This window comes from Testudinibacter crocodili, from assembly GCF_006228025.1.
GTDB lineage: Bacteria > Pseudomonadota > Gammaproteobacteria > Enterobacterales > Pasteurellaceae > Chelonobacter.
Genome location: NZ_VDHF01000054.1, coordinates 1 through 25,371, shown reverse-complemented (window position 1 = coordinate 25,371; position 25,371 = coordinate 1). Strand labels below are relative to the sequence as shown.

Here is a 25,371-nt window from a genome sequence, read left to right as displayed (position 1 = left end):
TTCACAACTTTTGCCTTATTTATTTGCAAAAAGAGTGGCGAAAAAGTGTCTATAGCTCAAATTATAAACAAAGATCAACAGACCCTAACTGAATGACCGGAATCAAGATAAGGTAGGAAAATAGCGATGAAAACATGGGCAGAAGCGATTGGCGAGGAAAAAAAACAGGCTTATTTTCTACAGATTTTACAACGGATTGAGCAAGCCAAAAAGAGCGGTAAAACCGTTTATCCGCCACACGATGAAGTGTTCACTGCTTTTCGTTTGACCGAATTTGATCAAGTGAAGGTGGTGATCTTGGGACAAGACCCTTATCACGGACCAAACCAAGCACATGGGTTAGCTTTTTCGGTGAAAGCCGGCATTGCGCCGCCACCGTCGTTGCTGAATATGTATAAAGAGTTGGAAAACGATATTGAAGGATTTCAGATTCCCCAGCACGGCTATTTAGCCGCTTGGGCGGCACAGGGCGTGTTGTTGCTGAATACGGTGCTGACGGTAGAACGTGGGCAGGCACATTCGCATGCGGATTTCGGTTGGGAAACCTTTACTGATAAAGTGATTGCCCAATTGAACCAACAGCGTGAACATCTGGTCTTTTTATTGTGGGGCAGCCATGCCCAGAAAAAAGGACGCATTATCGATCGAGAACGCCATCTGGTGTTAACGGCACCGCATCCGTCACCGTTGTCGGCTTATCGCGGCTTTCTCGGCTGCCGCCACTTCTCCCAAGCCAATGTCTATTTGCAGCAGCAGGGGCAAAGTGCGGTCGACTGGCGCTTGCCTTTGACACTAGATCCTTAAATGGCCAATTGTACGAACAGTTGAAAGCCATTAGAGAAATCATGCGAGTTTTGTTACAATCGCAACCTGTTTAACTTATTGATGGAAGCACCATGTTAGCAATTATTTCCCCGGCGAAAACCCTAGATTTTCAAGCGACGGCACCGCAGTTTGAGTTCACGCAACCGAGCTTGACGGACTATAGTCGTCAGCTCATTGAGGTTTGTCGTCAATTGACGCCGGCGCAAATCGGCTCGTTAATGCACATCAGCGATAAACTAGCAGGGCTGAATGCAGCGCGGTTTGCCGACTGGCAAATTGAGCATAACCAGAGCAATGCCAAAGCTGCGATTTATGCGTTCAAAGGCGATGTTTATACCGGTTTGGCAGCAGAAAGTTTAACTCATGATGATATTTTGTATGCGCAACAGCACTTGCGGATGTTGTCGGGGCTTTATGGTTTGTTAAAACCGTTGGATTTAATGCAGCCCTATCGTCTGGAAATGGGCACTAAGTTGGCGAATTCTAACGGCAAAAACTTGTATGAATTTTGGGGCAGCGTAATTACTGAACAGTTGCAAACAGCGCTGGATCAACAACAGGATAAGCTATTGATTAATCTAGCATCGGATGAATACTTTAAAGCGGTGAAGCCGGCGGAATTAAACGCACGGATTATCAAACCGATCTTTTTAGATTATAAAAACGGCAAATATAAAATCATCAGTTTTTATGCCAAAAAAGCGCGTGGTTTAATGTGCCGCTATTTGATTCAACATCGCATCGACAACGCCGAAGCACTGAAAAACTTTGATTTGGGGGGGTACTGGTTTGACGAAAGTCAGTCGGGTGCTGACGAGTGGGTGTTCAAGCGCGATGCACAATAAAAATAAGGAAGTCAGTATGTGGCGCTACAGTTTATTATTGGTAGTTTTGTTGGCAGGATGTGTTACAAGACCGAGTGTCACAACACCGACCACACCAGATAACAGCAAGGTTTTTCGCTCGGCTAGTGAAGTCGTATTAGACGGCAAGACCTTTGTGCCGAGCAAAACAGTAGATCTGATTGAAATGGTGAAATACGTTTATGAGCCGAAAGCAGGTACTAAAGGGACGCTAAGCCGTGAGAAAGTAATCCTATTTTTTGATAAAAACCTGCGGAATATCAGTTTACAGCAACGAATGGAACTGCGTCAGCGCAGTTATCAGCACAGCGAAAACAGCATTGCTGAGCTGTCTATTCAAGATAATGTGCTGTATTCTACCGTGATTTATCGCCCTAGCGCGCAGTACGACTATTGGGGCGTAGAAGTTGCAAAAGGGCGAGAGCTCAGCGGTTGCGGCTTTTTAGAGCTGCAATATGCCTATGCGCAGAATAAATCAAAGGTAACCAACGATGAGAAGGTTTTTTTGAACAATCAAATTTACCCAAATGCTCGTCAATATTTGCACAAATTACAGCAGCAACCTTGGTTGTGGCAGTGTGAATAAACTATAACGTATACATTAGCACATAGAGAGGTTGGCTATATCATGTATGAAAAATATAGCCGCTTGGTGCGGCGAGCCTCCTTGTTGGCTGTAGGTACCGCACTTTGCCTGATTTTAATCAAGAGTGTGGCGTGGTGGCAGACCGGTTCGGTCAGTATACTTGCCTCAATTATTGATTCATTGCTTGACTTGCTGGCATCGTTTACCAGTATGTTGATTTTGCGTTTTTCGCTGATGCCGGCGGACGACAATCACTCTTTCGGTCACGGCAAGGCGGAATCATTGGCAACCTTGATTCAAGGGGCGTTTATTTCTGGTTCGGCAATTTTACTGCTACTGCAAGGTGTTGAGCGGGTGATCAACCCGCAGCCGTTACAAGCGGCGGGTTTGGGAATGGCAGTAACCGTGCTGACACTGTTGATGACCCTGGGATTGATCCGCTACCAGCGCTATGTGATCAAAAAAACCCAAAGCCCGGCAATTAAAGCGGATCAATTGCATTATCAAACCGATCTGTTAATGAATGTGGCGGTGCTGCTGTCATTAGGATTAAGTGCTTTCGGGTATGTATATGCCGATGGGATTTTTGCGTTGGCTATTTCAGTCTATATTTTAATCAGTGCACTAAAAATGCTGTTTGAAGCAGTACAGTTGCTACTTGATCGTGCTTTGCCAGACAGTGAAATTGAGCTGATTTGGAAAATTGTATCTGCACAAGATAATATCATCGGTGTGCACGATCTACGCACTCGTCGTTCCGGCGCTGTGCGTTTTATACAATTGCATTTAGAATTGGACGATCATCTACCGTTATGGCACGCACATCAAATTACCGATAATCTAGAAAACCGTTTATTGATGGCGTTTCCAATGTCAGATATTATTATCCACCAAGAGCCGACTTCAGTGGTGCAGCAAGAGCTGCAGGCACGGCAAAAATAAACTGTTTTCGGTTTGTCATAAAATCAAGACATAAGATTGTAAAAATGTTAACAAACAATAAAAAAATAGCAGAAATGCAATTTTTCTATAGAGAGTCACTCCGGGATCGTGTACTCTACGCACAATTATTTTAATCGTTTAAATTAAATTTAGAAGGTAACTCAACATGGTACAAAAAGTTGCTATTTTAACCAGTGGCGGAGATGCGCCGGGTATGAATGCGGCAATTCGCGGCGTGGTGCGTTCTGCGCTATTCGAAGGTATGGAAGTATATGGCGTATATGATGGATATCAAGGACTTTATAACAATAATATCAAAAAGTTAGAACGTTTTTCTGTATCGGATATTATTAGTCGTGGCGGTACATTTCTAGGCTCTGCACGTTTTCCTGAGTTTAAAAAACCGGAAGTGCGGGCGAAAGCGGTAGAAAATTTGAAAGCGCACGGAATTGACTCACTGGTGGTGATTGGTGGTGACGGTTCTTACATGGGCGCTAAGTTAATCACCGAAGAGTACGGTTTCCCATGTATCGGGATTCCGGGTACTATTGATAATGATGTGGCGGGTACGGATTATACCATCGGATATCAAACCGCACTTGAAACGGCATTGGAAGCCATAGACCGCCTGCGTGATACCTCAAGTTCGCACCAACGTGTTTCCATTATCGAAATCATGGGTCGCCACTGCGGGGATTTAACGCTGGGTGCGGCAATTGCCGGTGGTTGTGAATTCATTGTCGTGCCAGAGCGTCCATTTGAGCGTGAGGCTTTAATCAAGAAAGTCGAATATGGTTTCCAAAAAGGCAAACGTCACGCTATTATTGCGATTACTGAGTATATCTGTGATGTAAATGAATTAGCGAAAGAAATCGAATCCCGAGTGAAACTGGAAACCCGTGCTACCGTATTGGGACATGTTCAACGAGGTGGTGCGCCTTGTGCTTTTGACCGTATTTTAGCTTCGCGCATGGGCGTTTATGCAGTTGAACTATTGAAACAAGGTATCGGTGGTCGTTGTATCGGCATTCAAAATGAAAAATTAGTACACCATGATATTATTGACGCGATAACCAACATGAAGCGCCCATTTAAAGCGGATTGGTTTGAAGCATCAAGAAAGTTGTATTAATCGTTTGATTAAACAGGCAAAACCCGCTGATTTAGCGGGTTTTTGTTTATTTTCCCAACCGCTCTTTATAATGCCGGCGGCAAACAGACAAATAGCTGTCATTTCCGCCGATTTGAATCTGCTCGCCGGCTTTGACCACCTCGCCTTGTTCGTTCAAACCCAGTACAAAGTTAGCTTTGCGTCCGCAGTAGCAAATGGTTTTCAGCTCTTCCAACTGATCTGCCCAGGCTAATAAATATTGGCTGCCTTTGAACAATTCGCCCTGAAAATCGGTGCGTAAGCCGTAGCACAATACCGGAATGTGCAGTTTATCGACCACGTCACTGAGTTGATAAACCTGTGCTTTGGTTAGAAATTGCGCTTCATCGACCAAAATACAGTGCAGCGGTTGTTGATGAATTTGCGCTTTGATTTGTTGGTATAAGTCCGTTTCATTGGTGAACACCAACGCTTCTTGGCTGATGCCGATGCGTGAGGTGACTTTGGCTGTGCCAAAACGGTTATCGATTGCGGCAGTGTAAACCAAGGTGTTCATGTGCCGCTCGCGATAGTTATAAGAAGATTGCAGCAAGGTGGTTGACTTGCCGGCGTTCATGGATGAGTAATAAAAATAGAGTTTTGCCATAGTCTGTGACTCGTTCTAAATCAATTTTTTAGCCAGTAATAAATCCAGTAGAACAAGACACTGACCAAAACTGGCAAACATGCTAGCACAAAAATGCCGACAGTGGTGCTGGCGCCAAACCAATGTCCAAGTGCGGTCAGATAATCCATCAATTGTTCTGTGGGTAAGCTGAACAAAAAATAGGCAATAATAGCGATGCTGATAGCGCAACCCAATCCGGCGGCGCGCATTGCCTGTGTTTTTTTGATATTTTCCATAAGTCATCCGATCGAGAGAAACGTTGCGGAAATCCTATCATAACAACGCTATTTGGTAAAAGGCATTTGACAAACGGCATTTGACAAACAGAGCGCAGATGAATCATTTAGACATTCCCCTAGCTTGGTTTATAATGTGAATATGATTAAAAATAAAGGATATGATATGCAATTTTCAAAAATGCACGGTCTGGGAAACGATTTTATGGTGGTGGACGGTATCACCCAGAATGTTTTTTTCCCAGAAGGTACGATTCGTCGCTTGGCGGATCGTCATCGAGGTGTGGGTTTTGATCAACTATTGTTGGTCGAGCCGCCTTACGATCCTGACATGGATTTCCATTACCGTATTTTTAATGCCGACGGCAGCGAAGTGGCGCAGTGTGGCAACGGCGCGCGCTGTTTTGCGCGTTTTGTGCAGTTGAAAGGCTTGACTAATAAAAAAGAGATCAGCGTCAGCACCCAAAAAGGTAAAATAGTGCTAAGCATTAAAGATGACGACCAAATCCGAGTCAATATGGGCGAACCGGTCTGGGAGCCGAGTAAGGTACCGTTCAGCGCCAATAAATTTGAAAAAAATTATATTTTGCGTACCGAGTTAGAAACCGTGCTGTGCGGCGTGGTGTCGATGGGCAATCCGCATTGCGTGCTGACGGTGGACGATGTGATGACAGCGTCGGTCGAACGTTTAGGACCGCTGTTGGAACATCACGACCGTTTTCCGGAGCGTGCTAATATAGGTTTTATGCAGGTTTTAAACCGTAAACAGATTAAGCTGCGGGTGTTTGAACGGGGCGCGGGCGAAACCCAAGCCTGTGGCAGCGGCGCTTGTGCTGCGGCGGCGGTCGGCATCATGCAGGGCATATTGGATAATCGGGTCGAAGTCGAGTTACCCGGTGGTAAATTGTTGATCGAATGGCAAGGCGAGGGCAAACCGTTGTTTATGACTGGTGATGCGACGCATCTGTTTGACGGTTATATTCGATTGTAAGGGGCTGTGATGAGCGAAGAATTGAACGCAAGTGCGGTAGCAGATTATCTGCGTCAGCATCCGGATTTTTTTCAGGACTATCCGCAATTGTTAGACCAGTTGCAAGTGACACATCGGCATAAAGGAGTTTTGTCGCTGGTTGAAACCAAGCTGCAACGCCAGCGTGATCAATTGCAGCGCCAACAGCAAGAGTTGGATACGATTCATAAAATGGCAGAACACAACGAGCGGATGTTTTTCAGCCTGTTACCGCTGCAAACCCGATTTTCACAAGCGAAACGATTACCTGACGGGTTAACAATCTTGCAAGACTGGACAACCGCACTTGGCTTGCAAAAAGGCACGCTGTTGCTGTTTCGTGACAGTTGGGTGGAAAACGAGGAGATCGCAGCGCAAAACTGGTTGGATCGCACAGCGTTTGAGATTATCCGTTTGGAACGTTTCGGTTTGCAGCGCCACTATTTAGGCACTTTGACCCATCGTGAAAAAACGCTGTTGTTATTGCCGGAAGATTTTCCGATTGGCTCGGTGGCGCTTTGCCTGTTGGGTAAACGTAAATCGCGTCACCCTTACACGGCGGTGTTATTGTTTGCGGCAAAAGACGAGCGCCATTTTCACCGTAATCAAGAAACTTCGTTCTTACGCCAACTTGCCGAAATGATCGAACAACATCTCGATCATTGGCTGATTGAGAAACTGTAAATGAGCGCAATCGCACTTTCGCAACCATTACAGGGCTATTGGAACTATTTGCGCATTGAACGTCGCTTGAGCGAACTGACAATTGAGAATTACCAACGGCATTTAGCGGTATGTATTACGATTTTAGAATCTCAACAGATTGAAAACTGGAGAGAGGTGGATGCGAGTGTGATTCGGTTTCTGCTTTCTGTCAGTAAAAAGCAACATTTGTCTGCAAAAACATTAGCATTACGACTTTCCAGTCTACGAAGTTTTTTAAATTATTTGCTTTCACAGCGCGTGATTGATGTCAATCCGGCAATTGCAGTTTCTGCACCGAAAGCGGCTAAACGCCTGCCGAAAAATATTGAAGCCGAGCAGCTTGGGTTACTATTGGATAGTTCGAGTAAAGAGCCGATTGATATACGTGATTTGGCGATGATGGAGTTGATGTACAGCGCCGGTTTGCGCTTAAACGAGCTGCAACAGCTTAATCTCCGCGACTTACAACATCGCAGCCGAGAATTGCGCGTGATCGGCAAAGGTAACAAAGAGCGGATTTTGCCGTATGGGCGTTATGCCGCACAAGCGCTGCAAAAATGGCTGGTGGTGCGGGTATTATTTAATCCAGAAGATGATGCGTTATTCGTTAGTCAGCGTGGTAAGCGAATCTCTCACCGTGCGATTCAAAAACGCTTAGAGGTGTGGGGGCAGCGGCAGGGTTTGCCGACCCATTTAAACCCGCACAAACTGCGGCATTCGTTCGCCACGCATATGCTGGAGTCCAGTTCTGACCTGCGCGCGGTACAAGAGCTTCTTGGGCATGCCAATCTCTCAACGACTCAAATCTACACCCACCTTGATTTCAAACACCTTGCCGATGTGTACGACTCAGCCCACCCGAGGGCGAAGCGGAAGTGAGTAAGATTGTGCCGCAATAATTCCTTCTCTCCTTGTGGGAGAAGAACAGATTTTGGCTTCGTTCAGAAGCAAAAATCAGGATGAGGGGGCAGGATGTAGTGCTGTGATCCGATATCTCACCCTCATCCGCCCTTCGGGCACTTTCTCCCATCAAGGGAGAAGGAAGTCATGTGCAGGCAACTGAACTGGTGAAAACGATAGAACGTAGTCGCTAGAATTCCTTCGCCCCTTGTGGGAGAAGGACAGATTTTTGCTTCGTTCAGAAGCAAAAATCAGGATGAGGGGGCAGGATGTAGTGCTGTGATCCGATATCTCACCCTCATCCGCCCTTCGGGCACCTTCTCCCATCAAGGGAGAAGGAAGTCATGGGATTGTACCTTAGGATTTCTTCGCCGATCAAGGGGGAAGCAAACTATCACCGCACCAGTTTCTTCGCCTCTTCTTCCAGTAAAACACCTTTACACACTCGACAATGATAACGAACTTTATTGCGTAGGATATTATTGTGGCGGCGCACGCTGAGCTGGTGGGTTTGGCACTGGCAGCGGTAAGCAACGGTTCTGCCTTGCACACGTTGCACATCAAATTGATGGCAGGTGTCGGCAGGTAGCTTGAATAGGTTTTGCATCACAAACTGCCACTCTTTGCCGTGCGGTTGCACCCGCCCGAAGACTTGATAAACAATCAAATGCGCCAGTTCGTGTGGCACGACTTGGCGCAAAAATTCCTCGCTGTTTTCCAACAGCAAAGTGCGGTTCAGGCGGATTTCATTTTGTTGCAGGTAGGCAACGCCTGCTTTCATGCCGCGCAGGTTAAAATTGAATTCCGGCATGACAAAAGTGCGCTTGAAATGCTGTTCGGCGAGAGCCAAACAGCCGCGTAAGCGGCGGCTGATTTGCAGATTGAGGTGGCGCAGTTGTTGCTGCTCGTTGGGTAAAATTGACATAAAGTGCGGTTACACAGCCTGAAGCGCCATTTCCAGCCCTTTCGCTTCGGTCGGGTAATACGGATTGGGAGGCGTGTGGCGCAGTAAAATTTCGCCGTCTTGAAACAGCGCCAATTCATTGACTGCCAATTGTTGCCAATTTTCATTATCGGTTAACGGCAACGTGGCGATGACCGCCACCCGATCATTCGGCGTGGTGACCGAAGCAAAATCAATTTGCACGTCATCATCAACCAATTTCGCCTCGCCAAACGGTGCTTTACGTACGATATAATGCAACAGCGAACCAGTGTGGGCAATCAACCAATCGCCATTTGACAACAGAAAATTCAGCAAACCATATTGACGCACTTCTTGCGCGATCAAATTCACTTCGGTAAAAATCTGCTCAAGGCTTGGGGCGTGATCAAACTTCTGACGTAAGGTTTCCAGCAAATAGCAAAACGCCGCTTCCGAATCGGTCGTGCCGACCGGGCGATAATATTGCCCCTCGTTTGGCTGAAAGCCTTTTAAATTACCATTGTGAGCAAACAGCCAATATTGCCCCCACATCTCACGCATAAACGGATGGGTATTCGCCAGCAAAATCGGCCCTTGCGTCGCCTTGCGGATATGCGCAATCACATTTTTCGACTGAATCGGATAATTGCGTACCAGATCCGCTACCGGCGATGTGGCGCTGGCTTTGTCGTCGTGAAACAAACGCACGCCCTTATCTTCAAAAAAACCGATCCCAAATCCGTCTGCGTGTGAATCCGTCAACCCACCACGACAACGGAAACCCTCAAACGAAAACACAATATCGGTCGGGGTGTTGCAGTTCATACCGAGGAGTTGGCACATGGTTTTTCCTTGTATGCAGAGATTAATTGATAATAACAAAGTCTAGCGAAGTGGTTCGCAAATGTAAAATAATCAAATGTGCTAAGTGAGAATTTTATGTTATGAATAACGCTAATAAATTGATTTATAAAAAGGAAGTGCGGTATGGTAAAGTGCAGCGATAAATTGTAAGGCAGTTTATATTTATTGGAAATCTTATGCCGAATTTACCGATTCGCAACAAAGAAGCCTTGATTCGGGAGTTGGCAGGTTCGCAGTTGAGGGAAGACTATATCTGTTATTTCTCACAATCTGAATCGCTCACGCTGGCGATATTGACCCGTGCGGTGAATGTGGTTTCATAGATTGCTACCGTTGAGCCGCAAAAACCGTTTGCCGAGTAATTGCTGACCGAACTTGAGGGCGAGTGCCGGTTGAAAACAGTGGGGAAAAGTTGCGGTGATGGGGTTTTGAACTAGGGATTCAATAGTGCCGCCCAGTTTCGCTTTACATAAATAATTCGGACGATATTCACGGTATTCTTTGTTTCATTGAGTCTGAAAAAAATCGCATACTTTTTTACTGAAATTTGGCGGTAGCCCATTGCCGCCAATTCTTTATCTCTAACCAATGCAATACGTTGAGGCATTTCAACCAGTGATGCTATAGTGGTTTCAAACTCTTCCAGCAGTTGAAGAGCGGTCATTGGTGCCGAAAGTTGTGAAAAAACATAGGTGATAATGTTGTGTAAATCCGCTTTAGCTGTATCTGATATTTCAACATGATATTTATTGCTTATCACCAATCACCTCATTGCGCAGCTCTTGGAATACTTGTTCAAATGGGTGTGTTTTGCCCGCAGTAATCGCTTGTTCGCCTTCTTGCAATAAATGGTATAACTCTAAACGTCCGACTAATTTTTCGTAGGTTTCGATACTCATCACGGCAAGATCTCCTTGCCCATTTTTGGTGATAAACACAGGTTCTTGTGTTTGATTGCAAAAAATCGAAATCTCATTATAGTTATTTCGTAATTCGGTGCTGGATTTAATCGTAGGCATAAAATATCCTTAATGCAGAGGTTGGCTAAAGATATTATAAAGAAATTTCTGTAGATTAATAGACCCTAGAGTGGCGAAATAAAAAATGCGGTTCAACCCTTCAGCCAAACCGCACTTTTACTTTTCAGTCAAAGATTATTTTAACCCAGCCGCACTTCTCAATTCTTCGGCACGATCCACTTTTTCCCAAGGGAATTCGTTACGTCCGAAGTGGCCGTAGGTGGCGGTTTTGCGGTAGATGGGTTGGATCAGATCCAGCATTTTGATTAAACCGTATGGGCGCAGGTCAAAAAATTCACGCACCAGTTTCACCAATAATGCTTCGCTGACTTTCGCCGTACCGAAAGTTTCGATCATAATTGAGGTTGGCTCTGCAACACCGATGGCATAGGAAAGCTGGATTTCGCAGCGATCAGCAAGACCGGCGGCAACGATGTTTTTCGCCACATAACGGGCGGCATATGCCGCAGAGCGATCGACTTTAGACGGGTCTTTGCCAGAAAATGCGCCGCCGCCGTGACGGGCTGCGCCGCCGTAGGTATCGACGATAATTTTACGTCCGGTCAAGCCGCAGTCGCCCATCGGGCCGCCGATCACAAAGCGGCCGGTCGGGTTGATAAAATATTTGGTGTTGGTGGAAAGCCATTCGCTCGGCAGAATCGGTTTGATAATTTCTTCCATCACCCCTTCGTAAATCTGCTTTTGATCGACTTCTTCGCTGTGTTGGGTGGAGAGTACCACCGCATCAATACCGACAATGTTATGCTTGTCGTATTGGAAGGTGATTTGGCTTTTGGCGTCCGGGCGTAGCCAGTTCAACGTGCCGTTTTTACGCACTTTTTCTTGCTGTTCCATTAAACGGTGGGCGTAAGTAATCGGTGCCGGCATAAAGACTTCGGTTTCATTGGTGGCGTAACCGAACATAATGCCTTGGTCGCCAGCGCCTTGCGCCAGCGGATCTTCACGGTCCACCCCTTGATTAATATCGGAAGATTGTTTGCCGATCCCGTTCAACACCGCACAAGAATGCCCATCGAAGCCCATGGTGGACGAGGTATAACCGATATCGCAAATCACTTGGCGTGCGATATGTTCAATATCGACCCATGCCGAAGTAGTGATTTCGCCGCCGACTAACGCCATGCCGGTTTTGACATAGGTTTCGCAAGCGACACGGGCTTTCGGATCTTGTTCGATGATGGCGTCCAACACCGCATCGGAAATCTGATCGGCGATTTTGTCGGGGTGACCGGCGGAAACGGATTCGGAAGTAAATAGATAATTAGCCATATTTTCTCTTTTGTTTGCTATTACGTAATCTGGTAGTTACGCCATTTTGGACGCGTAACCATCTGGACGGCTATAATACCGATTTTGCCTAAGAATACCAAATGATTTTTACTGGCTAACCGCACTTTTAACTATTTCATCAATGTCCAATTTTCAATATTGAGGTTTTGTATCATCTGGAATGCGTTATCGTTGGTTACTAAAATACAGTTTTGAGATAGTGCGTGAGCTGCAATCATTAAATCTAAATTACCCATCACGTTACCTGATTTTTCCAATTCTGCCCGCAGTTTTCCATAGCGCTGTGCAACAACATAGTTCCAATCGTAAATTTCCATCGACGCTAAAAAAAGCGCTACCATTTCGCTCAGTTTGGCATTTTTGCGTTTTTCTGCTCCATAAATTAATTCTGCTGCGGTAATGGAAGAGATACACAGATTTTCCAATGAAATCGCATTTAACTTGGCTAAAACAGTCTCATTTTTTCTAAAAAAATAACTGACGATATTGGTATCAAGCATATATTTCATGATTAATCTATCCAATTAAAAGGGTCTCTTGCTGTCACATCTTGGTTACGCTCAGCCGGAGAGAGAAAATCATCAAAATTATCTTTTTCCAATAGTGTTAATAACTTATGCCAAGATTTTTCGCGACTTGAATAGGGTGATAAAACGACATCGCCATTTTTTTCTCGGTGGATATAGACACGTTCAACATTAAATTCAAAATCAACTGGCAGACGAACGGCTTGATTGCGCCCGTTTCTAAATATACTCACGATTCTTTCCATGATAACCTCGTCTATTAATCTGTTTAAGCATCCGTTTTAAGTTGCAGATAATGTATTGTTTAGTTTTATAGCCGCAAAGCAGTCGACCTATGCTTTAGCATAGGCTTATATACAAGAATAGTCAATTTTTATTGGGATAAGCTTAAATCACCGGCTTTAATCCACCCTTTACGCCGAAAAATTTGCGCAATGCTGAGGGTTAACAGCGCAGGCAGGATAAAATGCAGTAAGATAATGGCTAACCAAACCGCACTTGAGTTACCCATGGCATCGAGTGTGCCGATCTGTCCGACTAAGCCGCTGGTGCCCATGCCGGCGCCGCTGGGAATATTCGACATTTGAAAAGTGAGGGTGGCGAGCGGACCTAAAATGGCACTGCTGATGATCGGTGGCAGCCAGATTTTTGGGTTACGCACAATATTCGGCATTTGCAGCATGCTGGTGCCTAATCCTTGACTGAGTAAGCCGCCCCAGCGGTTTTCACGAAAACTCATCACCGCAAAACCCACCATTTGGCAACAACAGCCGACAGTGGCAGCACCGGCGGCTAACCCGCTTAATGATAAGGAAATCGCAATGGCAGCGCTGGAAATCGGCAGGGTCAACACAATTCCCATCACCACGGCGATCACCATCCCCATTAACAGCGGTTGCAGCTCGACCGACCACATAATCAAACCGCCGATTTGATTCATTAAGGTTGAAATCGGCGCCCCTAACACTTGCGCCGTTGCTATGCCGACACACAGCGTTACAGCGGGGGTAACAATAATATCCACCACTGTGATTTTGCTGACCAACTTGCCGAATTCTGCCCCAATTGCAGCCGCAAAAAAGCAACCGACTGGACCGCCTAGCGCTGCACCGGCCAGACCGGTGATAGTGCTGCTGAGTAATACTAATGGGGGCGCTTGTAGTGCATATGCTACACCAACACCAATGGCAGCCCCCATTGCTTTTTGTGCTTGTCCGCCGACATCAACTAACCAGCTAACCTCTGCCCAAGTGCCGATATTTTTTAAAATTAAGCCGATGATTAGCGAAGAAAATAGCCCTAATGCCATAAAATTCAAGGCATCAATCGCATAACGTTTGAGGCTGAATTGAATATTCTGCTGTTGTAAAAAGGTTTTGATGGTCATCATACGATTCCTTGCTAGTTATTTTTTGTAGCATATACTTTTCGCTTTCATCGTCAAGCGGTTTTTATCTTGCAGTATAAATTTATAAAAAAAGAGTTATCGCCAGAAACCTGTACAACATTGCAAAGTGCGGTCGATGTAGCTATCTAAAATAGGAGGAATCGGCTAAGATAATTTGAATTGAATTGAATTGAATTGAATTGAATTGAATTGAATTGAGGGGGGGTTATGCCAAATAATATGCAAAAAACCGTGATTTTTGATTTAGGTAATGTGTTGATCAATTGGGCGCCGGACAAGATTTTGCAACATTTCACGGCAGATCCGGTGGAAAGAGAGCAGTATCGACAAGTGTTTTTCAGTCAAACTTGGCTAGCATTGGATGCTGGTTTAATCGAATATGATAATGCGTTAAAGTTGTTTTCGCTGCTGTTGGAAAAACCGTTGAGCGAAATGGAACGCTTTATGCAAACCGTGCGTGAGTCACTCGATCCGCTGCCGTTAGCATTGGCGTTATTGCTCGATTTGGCTCGGCAGAAAGTGGATTTAATCTGTATCAGCAATATGCCGCTGCACGCCGATGCTTACCTGAGAAAACGTTATGATTACTGGCATTTGTTTCGCGGCATCGTAATTTCAGCAGAGGTGCAATTGTTGAAACCGCACTTGGATATTTTTCACTATGCGATCGAACAGTATCAGCTCGACCCTAATCGCTCGTTGTTTATCGACGATTCGAAAGCCAATATTGATGCAGCACAAAAGTGCGGTATTCAAGGGGTGTGGTATCAGAATGATCAGGCGGGGATTGAACAAGTGTATCGTTTTTTAAATGAGTAAGAGTATATGGAGATAAATAATGAAACAAAAAATCGTTTTGGCAACCGGTAATCAAGGCAAAGTGAAAGAGATGGCGGATGTGTTGGCACAGTTTGGTTTTGAGGTGGTGGCGCAGAGTGAATTCGGCATTGAAAGTCCGGAGGAGACCGGGTTGACCTTTGTGGAGAATGCGATTTTGAAAGCACGCCATGCGGCAAAAATCAGCGGCTTGCCGGCGATTGCCGATGATTCCGGTTTGAGCGTGACCGCACTTGGCGGTGCGCCGGGACTGTATTCCGCCCGTTATGCCGGAGAAGAAGGCAATGATGCCAAAAACCGAGCAAAGTTGTTGCAACAAATGGAAAATCAACGCGATCGCTCTGCAAAATTTGTCAGCGTGATCGTGCTGTTACAACACGAAAACGATCCGATCCCGGTGATTGCCGAGGGTGCGTGTCACGGTGAAATCTTGTCAGAAGAGCGTGGGCAGAACGGTTTTGGTTATGATTCACTGTTTTTCTATCCTCCAAAACAAGCAAGTTTTGCCGAATTAGAACAGGATGAGAAGAAAAAAGTATCACATCGAGCTCATGCGTTACAGCAATTACAATTGAAATTGGCGAATTAATCGGCTAATTAGAACGATATCAATGCCATGGGTGACATATTGCTTTATTAAAGTGTGATCGTGATCAACTAATTGAATATTCACAATAGGTGGACTGACGATTTGCTTATAAAATCCGCCCACCAAAACTAATTAATTTTTCCAATTAAATAAAAGGGGTGAAGATGAGTATTGCAATTATTATTGCAACACATGGTGTCGCCGCAGAACAACTGTTGAAAACAACGGAAATGCTAATCGGCGATCAAGAAAATGTTGCATACATCGATTTTGTTCCCGGTGAGAATGCGGAAACCATTATTCAAAAATATCAGGCGAAATTGTCAACTGAGCTGGCGCATTGCGCCGAAGTTTTGTTTTTAGTTGATACTTGGGGCGGTAGTCCGTTTAATGCGGCTAGTCGTGTGGCGGAAGGCAAAGCCAATATGGAAGTCGTTGCCGGGGTGAATGTGCCGATGTTGGTCGAAACCTTTATGGGCCGTGATGATAATCCGTCGTTGCAGGAGTTAACGGCGATTGCATTGGAAACCGGACGTGGCGGCGTGAAAGCGTTGAAATATGCCGAGCCGGAAGCGCACGCGGCGAAAGCCGAGCCTGTGGTTCAGTCCCAAGCTACGGTTAATGTGAGCAAGAAAACCGGTAATATGGTGATTGGGCTGGCACGTGTTGACGATCGTTTAATTCATGGTCAGGTAGCAACCCGCTGGACCAAAGAGACCAAGGTCAGCCGTATTGTGGTGGTCAGTGACGCCGTAGTGAAAGACACTGTGCGGGCGACGTTGTTGAAACAGGTGGCGCCGCCGGGCGTGACTGCGCATGTGGTGGGTGTCGAAAAAATGATACGGGTGTATAACAATCCGGAATATGCCGGAGAGCGGGTGATGCTGCTGTTCACTAATCCGCAAGATCCGTTGACACTGATTGAAGCGGGCGTCGGCATTAAATCGTTGAATATCGGTGGCATGGCATATCGTGACGGCAAGCAGCAACTGACCAGTGCGGTTTCGGTGGATAAAAACGATGTGGAAAGCTTTAAGCAATTGAAAGCACTGAATATTGAGCTGGATGTGCGCAAGGTGTCATCAGACAGTCGAACCGATATGATGGATTTATTGAAAAAAGCGAATTTAGTTTAGCAAATTTAGTTTAACAGTAAGGAAACCGAGTTATGGAAATTTCTACACTTCAGATCATTTTGATCTTTATCATTGCCTGTATTTCAGGTATGGGTTCAATTCTGGACGAATTTCAAACCCACCGTCCGCTGATCGCCTGTACCTTAGTTGGTCTGGTGTTGGGCGATATTAAAACCGGGATTATTGTCGGCGGAACCTTAGAAATGTTGGCATTAGGCTGGATGAATATCGGTGCAGCCTTGGCGCCGGATACCGCACTTGCCTCCATCATTTCCACGATTTTGGCGATTGTCAGCGGGCAGGACATCAGCACTGCAATTGCATTGGCAATTCCGTTGGCAGCGGCAGGACAAGTGCTGACCTATGTGGTGCGCACCATCACGGTGGGCTTCCAACATGCGGCCGATAAATGTGTCGAGACCGGCAATTTGACTACGCTGTCTTGGATCCATGCTTCTGCACTATTATTGCAAGCGATGCGGATTGCCATTCCTGCGCTGATTGTGGCATTAACTGCCGGTACTGATGGCGTACGCGCGATGTTAGATTCGATTCCGGTGGTGGTGACTTCAGGCTTGAAAATCGCCGGCGGCATGATTGTGGTGGTTGGTTATGCGATGGTGATCAACATGATGCGAGCCGGGCATTTGATGCCATTCTTCTATGCTGGTTTTGTGGTGGCAGCATTCACCAATTTCAACTTGGTTGCTTTAGGGGTATTGGGCGGCGTGATGGCAGTATTGTACATTCAGCTGCACCCGAAATATAACCAAAGCCAGCAAGTGGTGCAGGTTGTCAGCAACAACGATTTGGATAACAGATTAGATTAAGCACAAGGAATTGAGAAAATGAGTAACGAGAAAAAAGTCACAAAACAAGATTTGAATGCGGTGGTGTTACGTTCTAACCTGTTTCAAGGATCTTGGAACTTCGAGCGTATGCAAGCGTTGGGATTTGCTTATTCTATGGTGCCGGTAATCCGTCGTTTATACCCGGATCAACATTCACAAGAACGCAAAGATGCGATCAAGCGCCACTTAGAGTTTTTTAATACTCAACCCTTTGTTGCAGCGCCGGTGTTGGGCGTGACCATTGCGATGGAAGAAGAGCGGGCAAATGGCAAAGAGATTGACGATGGCGCAATCAACGGGATCAAAGTCGGCTTGATGGGGCCTTTGGCTGGTGTTGGCGATCCGATCTATTGGGGTACAGCGCGCCCAGTTTTTGCCGCACTTGGGGCAAACTTGGCATTAAACGGCAGTATTTTAGGCCCAATCCTGTTCTTTTTATTGTTTAACTTGGTTCGTTTGGCAACTCGCTATTACGGCGTGCATTACGGCTACAAAAAAGGGCTGGATGTTGTTGGTGATATGAGCGGCGGCTTGCTGCAAAAGCTGACCGAAGGCGCTTCAATACTGGGCTTGTTTATTATGGGGGCGCTGGTCAATAAATGGACCAGTGTCAATATCCCATTGGAAATTGCCCGCATGACCAATCAGGTCGGTGAAACCACGGTTACCACCGTGCAAAGCGTGCTGGACAGTCTTATGCCGGGGCTGGTACCGCTGTTATTGACCTTTGGCTGTATGTGGCTGTTGCGTAACCGTGTCAATGCATTGTGGATCATTATGGGCTTCTTTGTGATTGGTATTCTGGGCGCATGGACCGGACTGTTGGCATAACGGATTAAAGCAATTGATACCCTCTTTGGCATTGAGAGGGTATTTTTATTGAGAGGCAAAATGGGATGATCAATTTAACCGACGGCATTTTACTCTGTGCCGTTATATTGTTTTTTGTGTACGGTTTTTATGATCAATTCGTCATGAATCGGTGGAAGGGCAAAACCCAACTCAAAGTGCGGTTGCAGAATCGTGGGAGACTGGATGCGGTTATTTTTATTGCCCTAATCGGCTTGTTGGTTTATCAAAGCGGGATTACACCGCTTACCCTGTATTTGTTGATAATCTTGGCGATCTTGTGCGGCTACACTGCATTTTTGCGCAATCCTGTACTCCTTTTAAAAGAAAACGGCTTTTTCTACGCCAATTTTTACCTGCCTTATGAGCGGATAGCCGCCATCAATTTGTCAGAAGACGGGGTTTTAGTGATAGACTTATACAATCACAAACGTCTGCTGATCTATGTAGTGGACGTAGATGATTTACCTAAAATTTTGCAATTTTTCATTGATAGTGGCCGGGTACAGCGCCCAGCTTCAGGGTGAAATATTAAGCATAAAATAATCAGAGGACAACATGCTATATTCATTACAAGGCACAGCACAACACTATGTTTGGGGCGGGCAAGACTACATTCCACAGTGGTTGGGTATCACCAAACAGCAACCGTATTATGCCGAATGGTGGCTTGGCGCCCACCCATCTTCGCCCTCGATGCTGAAAACCGAGATTGGCGAATTGGCGCTGAATGCGTATTTGAAATTGAACCCAACCAGTCTGGGGGAGCGCAGCATTGCGCAGTTTGGCGTGGAATTGCCTTATCTATTAAAGATTTTGGATGTGGAAAAACCGCTCTCTATCCAGCTGCATCCGACCAAAGTACAGGCTGAAATCGGCTTTGCGCGTGAAAATACGGCGGGGATCAGCCTAAGCGATCCAAAGCGCACTTATAAAGACAACAACCATAAACCGGAAATGATGATTGCCTTATCCGATTTTTGGTTGTTGCACGGCTTTAAAACCAGAACGAAAATTGAGCAGGAATTGCAACGGCACGCTGCATTTTTGCCCTTGTTAAAACGGTTGCAACAAACGGATCTGCACGGTTTTTATGCGGAAATTATGCAGGCGGATCAAACGCAGTTGGCTGCTTGGCTGTTGCCGGTGATTCAACAGCAGCAAGCAGCTTATCAGCAACAGCAATTAACGCTGGATAATCCGGATTATTGGCTGTTGTACAGCTTAGAAAGTATGCAAATTAGTTTGGATAAACTGGATCCGGGCTTACTGTGTTTCTATCTGTTTAATCTGGTCAACTTGAAAACCGGGGAAGGTATTTATCAGGATGCAGGCATTCCGCATGCGTATTTGCGCGGGCAGAATATTGAGTTGATGGCGTGCTCTGATAACGTGATTCGTGGTGGATTGACGCCGAAACATGTGGATATTGCTGAATTATTACAAGTAATCGATTGCACTGAGATTACGCCGCAGATCATTGCACCGACAATAACCACCAATTATACCTACCCGACACCGGCGCAAGATTTTGCCTTGCAGCATATCGCTTATCAACAGGATGAGCGGGTGTCCGAGCAGGCAAAAAGTGCGGTTATTTTGTTGGTGATGAGCGGCGAGTTGCAATTGCGCACAACCGGACAGACGCTGCCCTTGCGACAAGGGCAATCAGCCTTTATTGATGCCGACACGGCATTTGAGCTTATCGGACGGCAGAGTGGCTACTGTGTATTAGCAAAACTGCCTTGATTTCTGCGGTGTGATATGAAAAAGCATAACTGAAATAATTGATCGGTTATGCTTTTTTATCGGGTACAATAACCGCACTTGCAACCATTTTGATGCCATAATGCCACAATCAATCACCTTACCACCCTTGAGCCTTTACATCCACATTCCCTGGTGCGTACAGAAATGCCCCTATTGTGATTTCAATTCCCATGCCCAGAAAGGGGCGATTCCGGAAGCGGAGTATATTCGGCATCTGCTGCAAGACTTAGACAACGATTTGCCTTATGTGCAAAACCGCACTTTGCATTCGATTTTTATCGGTGGCGGTACGCCGAGCCTGTTTTCGGCAAAAGGCATTGCCCATCTGCTGCAACAGGTTGAACAGCGAATTGCGTTTGCCGACGGGATTGAAATTACCCTTGAAGCCAATCCTGGCACGGCGGAAGCGGAGCGTTTTATCGGTTATCGCCAAGCCGGCGTGACCCGCATTTCAATGGGGATCCAAAGTTTCGAGCAAGAAAAGCTGCAACGACTGGGGCGGATTCATAACGTGGAAGAGGCGGTGCAGGCGATTCAGTTTGCCAAAAACAGCGGCTTAAACAGTTTTAATATCGATTTGATGCACGGCTTGCCGAATCAAACGGTTGAGCAGGCGTTAAATGATTTGCGCCAGGGGATTGCGCTCAATCCACCGCACTTGTCGTGGTATCAGCTTACGATCGAACCGAATACGCTGTTCTATTACCGACCGCCAAAATTGCCGGATGATGACGCGCTTTGGGATATTTTCGAGCAAGGACACCGGCTGTTGACCGAAGCGGGTTATCAGCAATATGAAACCTCGGCTTACGCCAAACCGGGCTATCAATGCCGACATAATCTAAATTATTGGCGTTTCGGTGACTATCTGGCGATCGGCTGCGGCGCGCACGGCAAAGTCAGTTTCCCGAACGGCGAGATTGTGCGCTACGCCAAAACCAAACACCCGAAAGGCTATATGCAAGGCAACTATCTGCATACGCAAAGTGCGGTCAGCGTAGCAGAACGTCCGTTTGAATTTTTTATGAACCGTTTTCGTTTGCTAGAACCGGTTGCCAAACAGGATTTCGTGCAACTGACCGGCTTAGATCTTGCCGGTGTCACTGAGAATATAGAATGGGCAAAACAACAGCATTATCTTGTGGAAACCGACCGCACTTGGCAAATCACCGAACACGGCAAACTGTTTTTGAATGAATTGTTAGCACGGTTTTTGGATTAAATATGCGTACAGAATGGAATGATAATTTCCCAGATACCTTGATTGATCGACGTTTAGGTGATGCAACATCACATCCGGAATATATTGCCGCAAAATCCGGTGATGTGACCGCAGCATACCGTTTGGCGAAGGATTTAGTGACTGATGAAGCGGTACAAAAATTAAAATTAATTATTGGTCAGCAGGATTTTGTTATAGTGCCGGTGCATGCCGAGGAAGCGATTGGAATTAATATGATTCCTTTAGCCGTGGCAAAAGTGCTAGCGGAAAAATTAGGTAAAGCAGTTGATTTATCTATTGTGCAAGCGACTAAAGTCTCGCGAACTGGCAGTGATGGTTGGCATAGATTGGCAAATTCACCTAAATTCGATGGAGTTTTTCCAGCTCATCAAAATGCACTCATTTTAGACGACACTCAAACTCAAGGCGGAACATTAGCCAGTTTAAAAGGTTATATTGAAAGGCAAGGTGGTAAGGTTATTGCGGTTTATGCTTTAACTGGCAAGCAATATTCAGTACAATTAAAACTATCAACAACAACACTGACACAACTGAGAGGAAAATATGGCGATCTTGAAGCGTGGTGGACAAGAGAATTTGGCTATGGTTTTGATAAACTCACCGAGTGGGAAGCAAAATTCCTCATCAATTCAGGTAAAACAATTGACCAAGTCAGAGATTTTATCATTAAGGCAAAACAAAATTGATGCTTATCGAAAATTGGAACAACTAAGCTATTCAAACTAATAAGAAAACGTCTTGGTAACTTCTTGCCAAGACGTTTTTGTTTCCATCGTATCTGAAAGCCATTGAACAATAACAATAACGTAGTAAGATAAATTAATTCTCTCATCATAAGGATAAGTCATGGATCAGCTCGAAATGAAAAAACAGGCGGCGCAAGCAGCGTTAAAATATGTGCAACCCGATAGCATTGTCGGGGTTGGCAGCGGTTCGACGGTGAACTGTTTTATCGATGCCTTAGGCACAATGGCAGATGAAATTAAAGGAGCGGTGGCGGCGTCGAAAGAGTCTGAACGTCGTTTAAGCGCCTTGGGCATTGAAGTATTTAACGCCAATGAGGTTTCCGCTTTGGATATTTATGTGGACGGTGCTGATGAAATCAACCCGCAAAAAATGATGATTAAAGGCGGGGGAGCGGCCTTGACACGTGAAAAAATTGTGTCTTCATTAGCAAAAAAATTCATCTGTATTGTGGATTCCAGTAAGCAAGTTGATGTGTTAGGCTCAACATTCCCATTGCCGGTGGAAGTGATTCCGATGGCTCGCTCTTATGTGGCGCGGAAATTGGTCGGCTTAGGCGGTGCACCGGAATATCGCGAAGGTGTGGTTACCGATAACGGCAATGTGATTTTAGACGTGTATAACTTCAAAATTATGCAGCCGATGGAAATGGAAAAGACCCTGAATAATATCGCCGGCGTAGTCACCAACGGAATTTTTGCTTTGCGCAGTGCCGATATTGTGATTGTCGGTAGTGCTCAAGGGGCTCAGGTTTTAGTGTAACAGGATTTTAGCTTAACTTAGGAACTAGAGGAAACAACATGACAGTAAGAGTCTCACTAGATAAGGCAAAAATCAAATTTTTGCTGCTGGAAGGCGTACATCAAAGTGCATTGGATAGTCTGCATCATGCGGGTTACACCAATATTGAGTACCATAAAAAAGCATTGGATGCAGAAGACCTGATTGAAGCGATCAAAGACGCCCATTTTATCGGCATTCGCTCGCGAACCGACTTAACGGCGGAAGTGTTGCAGCATGCGCAGAAGCTGATTGCTATCGGCTGTTTTTGCATCGGTACCAATCAGGTGGACTTGGAGGTGGCGAAACAGCGCGGGATTCCGGTGTTTAATGCACCGTTTTCCAACACCCGCTCGGTGGCTGAATTGGTGTTAGGCGAGATTTTACTGTTAATGCGCAAAGTGCCGCAGGCAAATGCAGAAGTGCATCGCGGTTTATGGAATAAATCTGCAAACGGTTCACATGAAGTGCGTGGTAAAAAGCTGGGAATTATCGGCTACGGGCATATCGGATCGCAATTGAGCATTCTGGCGGAAGCGGTCGGGATGCGAGTCTATTTTTATGATATTGAAAATAAATTGCCACTCGGTAATGCACAACAGATCCGTACCTTAGAAGAATTGTTGTCCACTTGTGATGTGGTTTCGCTGCATGTGCCGGAAAATGATTCGACCAAGAATCTGATGAGCAGAGAACGCATTGAACAATTGAAGCAAGATTCGATCTTGATCAACGCCGCTCGTGGCACAGTGGTGGATATTGCGGCACTGGCAGAAGCGCTCGACAGTGGACGGGTGTTAGGTGCGGCGATTGATGTGTTCCCGACTGAGCCGGCTTCAATTAACGACCCATTTGAGTCACCGCTGTGTCGTTTCGACAATGTGATTTTGACCCCGCATATTGGCGGATCAACCTCCGAAGCACAAGAAAATATTGGCTCGGAAGTGGCGAATAAGCTGGTGAAATATTCCGATAACGGTTCTACCTTATCAGCGGTTAATTTCCCGGAAGTATCGCTGCCGGAGCATTCCGGCACCAAGCGCTTAATGCATATTCACCACAACCGTCCGGGAGTGTTGAACAAAATCAACCAAATCTTTACCGATGAAGGCGTAAATATTGCGGCACAATTCTTACAAACCAATCCACAAATTGGTTATGTGGTGATTGATGTTGAAACCACTAATACTGACAGTGTGCTACAACGCTTGCGCAGCATTGAAGGTACGATTAAAGCACGCGTGTTGTTCTAGCCCAGTATTTGAAAATCGGTTTAATCTCACAAAGTGCGGTTTTCTCAGATGAAAGCCGCTTTTTATTTCGGAAAAGAAAATGTCACCACAAATAAACACCAATTATGCCGCGCCATTGTTGATTATCGGCTGTGTTATCTTCGGATTAGGCAGTCTGATTGTTAAATTTGTACCGGTGGGCGCTTATGCCATTGCTTTTTGGCGCTTATTGGTTGCTGCGCTGATCTTTTGGGGCTTAATGCGTTTGTTTAAGCAAAAACTGCCGCAAAGTCGCAAAGCAGTTTGCATGGCGCTGTTGTCCGGCGTGTTTTTAGGTTTAGACTTGGCATTATGGCATGAAAGTATTCATGCGGTCGGGCCGGGCATTTCCACCTTACTCAACAGCTTGCAGATCTTCTTTCTTGCCGCAATCGGATTTATCTGGTTTGCGGAGCGACTAAGCAAATTGCAACTGTGCAGTCTGCTGTTGGCAATTTGCGGTGTCGCGCTGATCGCCAGTCCGGAGTTTGGGTACAACAGCAATGCCAGCTGGGGTTTTGTCAGTGGCATCATATCCGGTGGCATGTTGGCGTTGTCGATGGTATTTGTGCGCAAAACCCAACAAGTCGAACAAACCGCACTTTTCCCATTGATGCTATTGATCAGTGTAGGCGGTATGCTGGCATTATTTTTGCCTTCGTTACTGCTTAACAGCCACAATTTATACCCCACTACTTGGCGTGATATCGGCTTGGTTCTGCTTTACGGTGCGCTTATGCAATGTTTCGCCTGGGGGCTTATTGCCTACGCAATTCCGCTGTTATCGCTCTCCGTTACCGGCTTACTGCTGCTCAGCGAACCGATCGCCGCCCTGCTGATTGACTATTTCTGGCTGTTAAAACCGATTAACCGCCTGCAATGGCTCGGTGCAGGTTTAACGCTGTTAGCGATCTATCTAGGTTCTTTGCGAACGAAAAAACGTAGTAATAATTTAAATGTAAAACAACAACCAAATCAGACGGAAGCGAGCAAAAAATGAGTGATTATTTTCCCTGATATTTGAGAAGCGAAATGGAAGCCACATTGTCCGATACACCAATGGTGTGCTGATTAGGTACACAAAAGGTGAGGAAAGCCACTTTGGTAAAAAAGTTTGGTCAACAGAGTGAGTGCATCACCTTTGATTATAGTGCACTTTAAACATGGCGAAAGCTGAACAGGGCGGATTTTATTGATCGGTTTGGCGAATTTATTACTGCTGCTAAGCGTACAAGATTTGCTTGCCGGACGCATAGAAGTGATTTACCTGCAATCTTGTCGGAACAGAAAAAGGGTAGTTAGGATTTTTTGCTTGAACACTTGATTAACGCCGAATCATACAATTGATATGCTGTATGTGGAAAGTTCTATTGTAAATACCTCGAACCTAGCACAACTTCAAA

At 45.7% G+C, this 25,371-nt stretch carries 31 protein-coding genes; 21 read left to right on the top strand and 10 right to left on the bottom strand.

Going from position 1 to position 25,371, the window contains the following annotated elements; genetic code table 11:
- The first annotated feature begins 126 nt into the window (after positions 1–126).
- The 5 genes from ung to pfkA all read left to right on the top strand — a co-directional run bounded on the left by ung (position 127) and on the right by pfkA (position 4,348).
- Positions 127–804 carry a uracil-DNA glycosylase gene (gene ung, locus FHQ23_RS06135; RefSeq protein ID WP_139613526.1) on the top strand — a complete coding sequence of 226 codons (678 nt, stop codon included), beginning with the start codon at positions 127–129 and terminating at the stop codon, positions 802–804.
- A gap of 92 nt (positions 805–896) precedes the next feature.
- A complete protein-coding gene (gene yaaA / locus FHQ23_RS06130; protein ID WP_139613525.1) occupies positions 897–1,670 on the top strand; it encodes a peroxide stress protein YaaA in 774 nt (257 codons plus the stop codon).
- Between the two features lie 16 nt (positions 1,671–1,686).
- Positions 1,687–2,274 carry an HI_0983 family protein gene (locus FHQ23_RS06125; protein ID WP_139613524.1) on the top strand — a complete coding sequence of 196 codons (588 nt, stop codon included), beginning with the start codon at positions 1,687–1,689 and terminating at the stop codon, positions 2,272–2,274.
- Between the two features lie 42 nt (positions 2,275–2,316).
- On the top strand, positions 2,317–3,216 hold the full coding sequence (locus FHQ23_RS06120; RefSeq protein ID WP_139613523.1) for a cation diffusion facilitator family transporter: 900 nt from the start codon (positions 2,317–2,319) through the stop codon (positions 3,214–3,216).
- A 166-nt stretch (positions 3,217–3,382) separates the two neighbouring features.
- Positions 3,383–4,348, top strand: a complete 966-nt coding sequence (gene pfkA / locus FHQ23_RS06115; protein ID WP_139613522.1) for a 6-phosphofructokinase — start codon at positions 3,383–3,385, stop codon at positions 4,346–4,348.
- Between the two features lie 46 nt (positions 4,349–4,394).
- On the opposite strand, the gene FHQ23_RS06110 is transcribed toward pfkA, so the two are convergent.
- Both FHQ23_RS06110 and FHQ23_RS06105 read right to left on the bottom strand, forming a co-directional pair.
- Positions 4,395–4,973 carry a thymidine kinase gene (locus FHQ23_RS06110; RefSeq protein ID WP_139613521.1) on the bottom strand — a complete coding sequence of 193 codons (579 nt, stop codon included), beginning with the start codon at positions 4,971–4,973 and terminating at the stop codon, positions 4,395–4,397.
- Between the two features lie 20 nt (positions 4,974–4,993).
- Complete coding sequence (locus FHQ23_RS06105) at positions 4,994–5,230, bottom strand: hypothetical protein (protein ID WP_139613520.1); 237 nt, start codon at positions 5,228–5,230, stop codon at positions 4,994–4,996.
- Between the two features lie 166 nt (positions 5,231–5,396).
- On the opposite strand from FHQ23_RS06105, the gene dapF reads away from it, so the two are divergent.
- Genes dapF through xerC form a run of 3 tightly spaced genes read left to right on the top strand, consistent with a single transcriptional unit; the run spans position 5,397 to position 7,823 of the window.
- Positions 5,397–6,221 carry a diaminopimelate epimerase gene (dapF, locus tag FHQ23_RS06100; RefSeq protein ID WP_139613519.1) on the top strand — a complete coding sequence of 275 codons (825 nt, stop codon included), beginning with the start codon at positions 5,397–5,399 and terminating at the stop codon, positions 6,219–6,221.
- A 9-nt stretch (positions 6,222–6,230) separates the two neighbouring features.
- Positions 6,231–6,923 (top strand): DUF484 family protein, encoded by a 693-nt coding sequence (locus tag FHQ23_RS06095; RefSeq protein ID WP_139613518.1) that lies wholly within the window; start codon positions 6,231–6,233, stop codon positions 6,921–6,923.
- Positions 6,924–7,823, top strand: a complete 900-nt coding sequence (gene xerC / locus FHQ23_RS06090) for a tyrosine recombinase XerC (RefSeq protein ID WP_139613517.1) — start codon at positions 6,924–6,926, stop codon at positions 7,821–7,823.
- A 415-nt stretch (positions 7,824–8,238) separates the two neighbouring features.
- Here xerC and FHQ23_RS06085 read toward each other — a convergent pair whose 3' ends face one another.
- Entirely contained in the window at positions 8,239–8,769 is a 531-nt protein-coding gene (locus FHQ23_RS06085; protein WP_139613516.1) for a SprT family zinc-dependent metalloprotease, read from the bottom strand.
- 9 nt (positions 8,770–8,778) lie between these two features.
- Positions 8,779–9,612 (bottom strand): class II glutamine amidotransferase, encoded by an 834-nt coding sequence (locus FHQ23_RS06080; protein WP_139613515.1) that lies wholly within the window; start codon positions 9,610–9,612, stop codon positions 8,779–8,781.
- Positions 9,613–9,809: 197 nt separating this feature from the next.
- On the opposite strand from FHQ23_RS06080, the gene FHQ23_RS12360 reads away from it, so the two are divergent.
- The gene (locus FHQ23_RS12360) at positions 9,810–9,956 is read left to right on the top strand and encodes a hypothetical protein (RefSeq protein ID WP_176552265.1); all 147 of its coding nucleotides are present in this window, start codon (positions 9,810–9,812) and stop codon (positions 9,954–9,956) included.
- 110 nt (positions 9,957–10,066) lie between these two features.
- On the opposite strand, the gene FHQ23_RS06075 is transcribed toward FHQ23_RS12360, so the two are convergent.
- The 6 genes from FHQ23_RS06075 to FHQ23_RS06050 all read right to left on the bottom strand — a co-directional run bounded on the left by FHQ23_RS06075 (position 10,067) and on the right by FHQ23_RS06050 (position 13,880).
- Positions 10,067–10,393 carry a type II toxin-antitoxin system RelE/ParE family toxin gene (locus tag FHQ23_RS06075; RefSeq protein ID WP_176552264.1) on the bottom strand — a complete coding sequence of 109 codons (327 nt, stop codon included), beginning with the start codon at positions 10,391–10,393 and terminating at the stop codon, positions 10,067–10,069.
- Positions 10,380–10,652, bottom strand: a complete 273-nt coding sequence (locus tag FHQ23_RS06070) for a type II toxin-antitoxin system Phd/YefM family antitoxin (RefSeq protein ID WP_139613513.1) — start codon at positions 10,650–10,652, stop codon at positions 10,380–10,382. Before FHQ23_RS06070 ends, FHQ23_RS06075 begins: the two co-directional genes overlap by 14 nt.
- 135 nt (positions 10,653–10,787) lie before the next feature.
- Positions 10,788–11,942 carry a methionine adenosyltransferase gene (gene metK, locus FHQ23_RS06065; RefSeq protein WP_139613512.1) on the bottom strand — a complete coding sequence of 385 codons (1,155 nt, stop codon included), beginning with the start codon at positions 11,940–11,942 and terminating at the stop codon, positions 10,788–10,790.
- A gap of 131 nt (positions 11,943–12,073) precedes the next feature.
- The gene (locus FHQ23_RS06060; protein WP_267963642.1) at positions 12,074–12,472 is read right to left on the bottom strand and encodes a type II toxin-antitoxin system VapC family toxin; all 399 of its coding nucleotides are present in this window, start codon (positions 12,470–12,472) and stop codon (positions 12,074–12,076) included.
- Positions 12,473–12,474: 2 nt separating this feature from the next.
- Complete coding sequence (locus FHQ23_RS06055; protein ID WP_139613511.1) at positions 12,475–12,735, bottom strand: antitoxin; 261 nt, start codon at positions 12,733–12,735, stop codon at positions 12,475–12,477.
- A gap of 128 nt (positions 12,736–12,863) precedes the next feature.
- Entirely contained in the window at positions 12,864–13,880 is a 1,017-nt protein-coding gene (locus FHQ23_RS06050) for a PTS sugar transporter subunit IIC (protein WP_267963641.1), read from the bottom strand.
- Between the two features lie 225 nt (positions 13,881–14,105).
- Between FHQ23_RS06050 and FHQ23_RS06045 the strand changes: the two genes are divergently transcribed.
- The 12 genes from FHQ23_RS06045 (at position 14,106) to FHQ23_RS05990 (ending at position 24,968) form a co-directional block, all read left to right on the top strand.
- Positions 14,106–14,717 (top strand): HAD family hydrolase, encoded by a 612-nt coding sequence (locus FHQ23_RS06045; protein ID WP_139613510.1) that lies wholly within the window; start codon positions 14,106–14,108, stop codon positions 14,715–14,717.
- A gap of 19 nt (positions 14,718–14,736) precedes the next feature.
- A complete protein-coding gene (locus FHQ23_RS06040) occupies positions 14,737–15,324 on the top strand; it encodes an XTP/dITP diphosphatase (protein ID WP_442805451.1) in 588 nt (195 codons plus the stop codon).
- Between the two features lie 164 nt (positions 15,325–15,488).
- Entirely contained in the window at positions 15,489–16,460 is a 972-nt protein-coding gene (gene manX / locus FHQ23_RS06035) for a PTS mannose transporter subunit IIAB (protein WP_139613508.1), read from the top strand.
- A gap of 32 nt (positions 16,461–16,492) precedes the next feature.
- The gene (locus tag FHQ23_RS06030) at positions 16,493–17,290 is read left to right on the top strand and encodes a PTS mannose/fructose/sorbose transporter subunit IIC (RefSeq protein ID WP_132964421.1); all 798 of its coding nucleotides are present in this window, start codon (positions 16,493–16,495) and stop codon (positions 17,288–17,290) included.
- 18 nt (positions 17,291–17,308) lie between these two features.
- On the top strand, positions 17,309–18,142 hold the full coding sequence (locus tag FHQ23_RS06025) for a PTS mannose transporter subunit IID (RefSeq protein ID WP_139613507.1): 834 nt from the start codon (positions 17,309–17,311) through the stop codon (positions 18,140–18,142).
- A 65-nt stretch (positions 18,143–18,207) separates the two neighbouring features.
- Positions 18,208–18,687, top strand: coding sequence for a DUF986 family protein (locus tag FHQ23_RS06020; protein ID WP_267963640.1), 480 nt, complete (start codon positions 18,208–18,210; stop codon positions 18,685–18,687).
- A 31-nt stretch (positions 18,688–18,718) separates the two neighbouring features.
- Positions 18,719–19,909 carry a mannose-6-phosphate isomerase, class I gene (gene manA, locus FHQ23_RS06015; RefSeq protein WP_139613506.1) on the top strand — a complete coding sequence of 397 codons (1,191 nt, stop codon included), beginning with the start codon at positions 18,719–18,721 and terminating at the stop codon, positions 19,907–19,909.
- A gap of 100 nt (positions 19,910–20,009) precedes the next feature.
- Positions 20,010–21,152: a radical SAM family heme chaperone HemW gene (hemW, locus tag FHQ23_RS06010; protein ID WP_139613505.1), complete on the top strand. Its 1,143-nt coding sequence runs from the start codon at positions 20,010–20,012 to the stop codon at positions 21,150–21,152.
- 2 nt (positions 21,153–21,154) lie between these two features.
- On the top strand, positions 21,155–21,859 hold the full coding sequence (locus FHQ23_RS06005; RefSeq protein WP_139613504.1) for a phosphoribosyltransferase: 705 nt from the start codon (positions 21,155–21,157) through the stop codon (positions 21,857–21,859).
- 160 nt (positions 21,860–22,019) lie between these two features.
- The gene (rpiA, locus tag FHQ23_RS06000; protein ID WP_139613503.1) at positions 22,020–22,679 is read left to right on the top strand and encodes a ribose-5-phosphate isomerase RpiA; all 660 of its coding nucleotides are present in this window, start codon (positions 22,020–22,022) and stop codon (positions 22,677–22,679) included.
- Positions 22,680–22,717: 38 nt separating this feature from the next.
- Positions 22,718–23,950 carry a phosphoglycerate dehydrogenase gene (gene serA, locus FHQ23_RS05995; protein ID WP_139613502.1) on the top strand — a complete coding sequence of 411 codons (1,233 nt, stop codon included), beginning with the start codon at positions 22,718–22,720 and terminating at the stop codon, positions 23,948–23,950.
- Between the two features lie 79 nt (positions 23,951–24,029).
- Positions 24,030–24,968: a DMT family transporter gene (locus tag FHQ23_RS05990; RefSeq protein WP_139613501.1), complete on the top strand. Its 939-nt coding sequence runs from the start codon at positions 24,030–24,032 to the stop codon at positions 24,966–24,968.
- Positions 24,969–25,371: the final 403 nt, after the last annotated feature.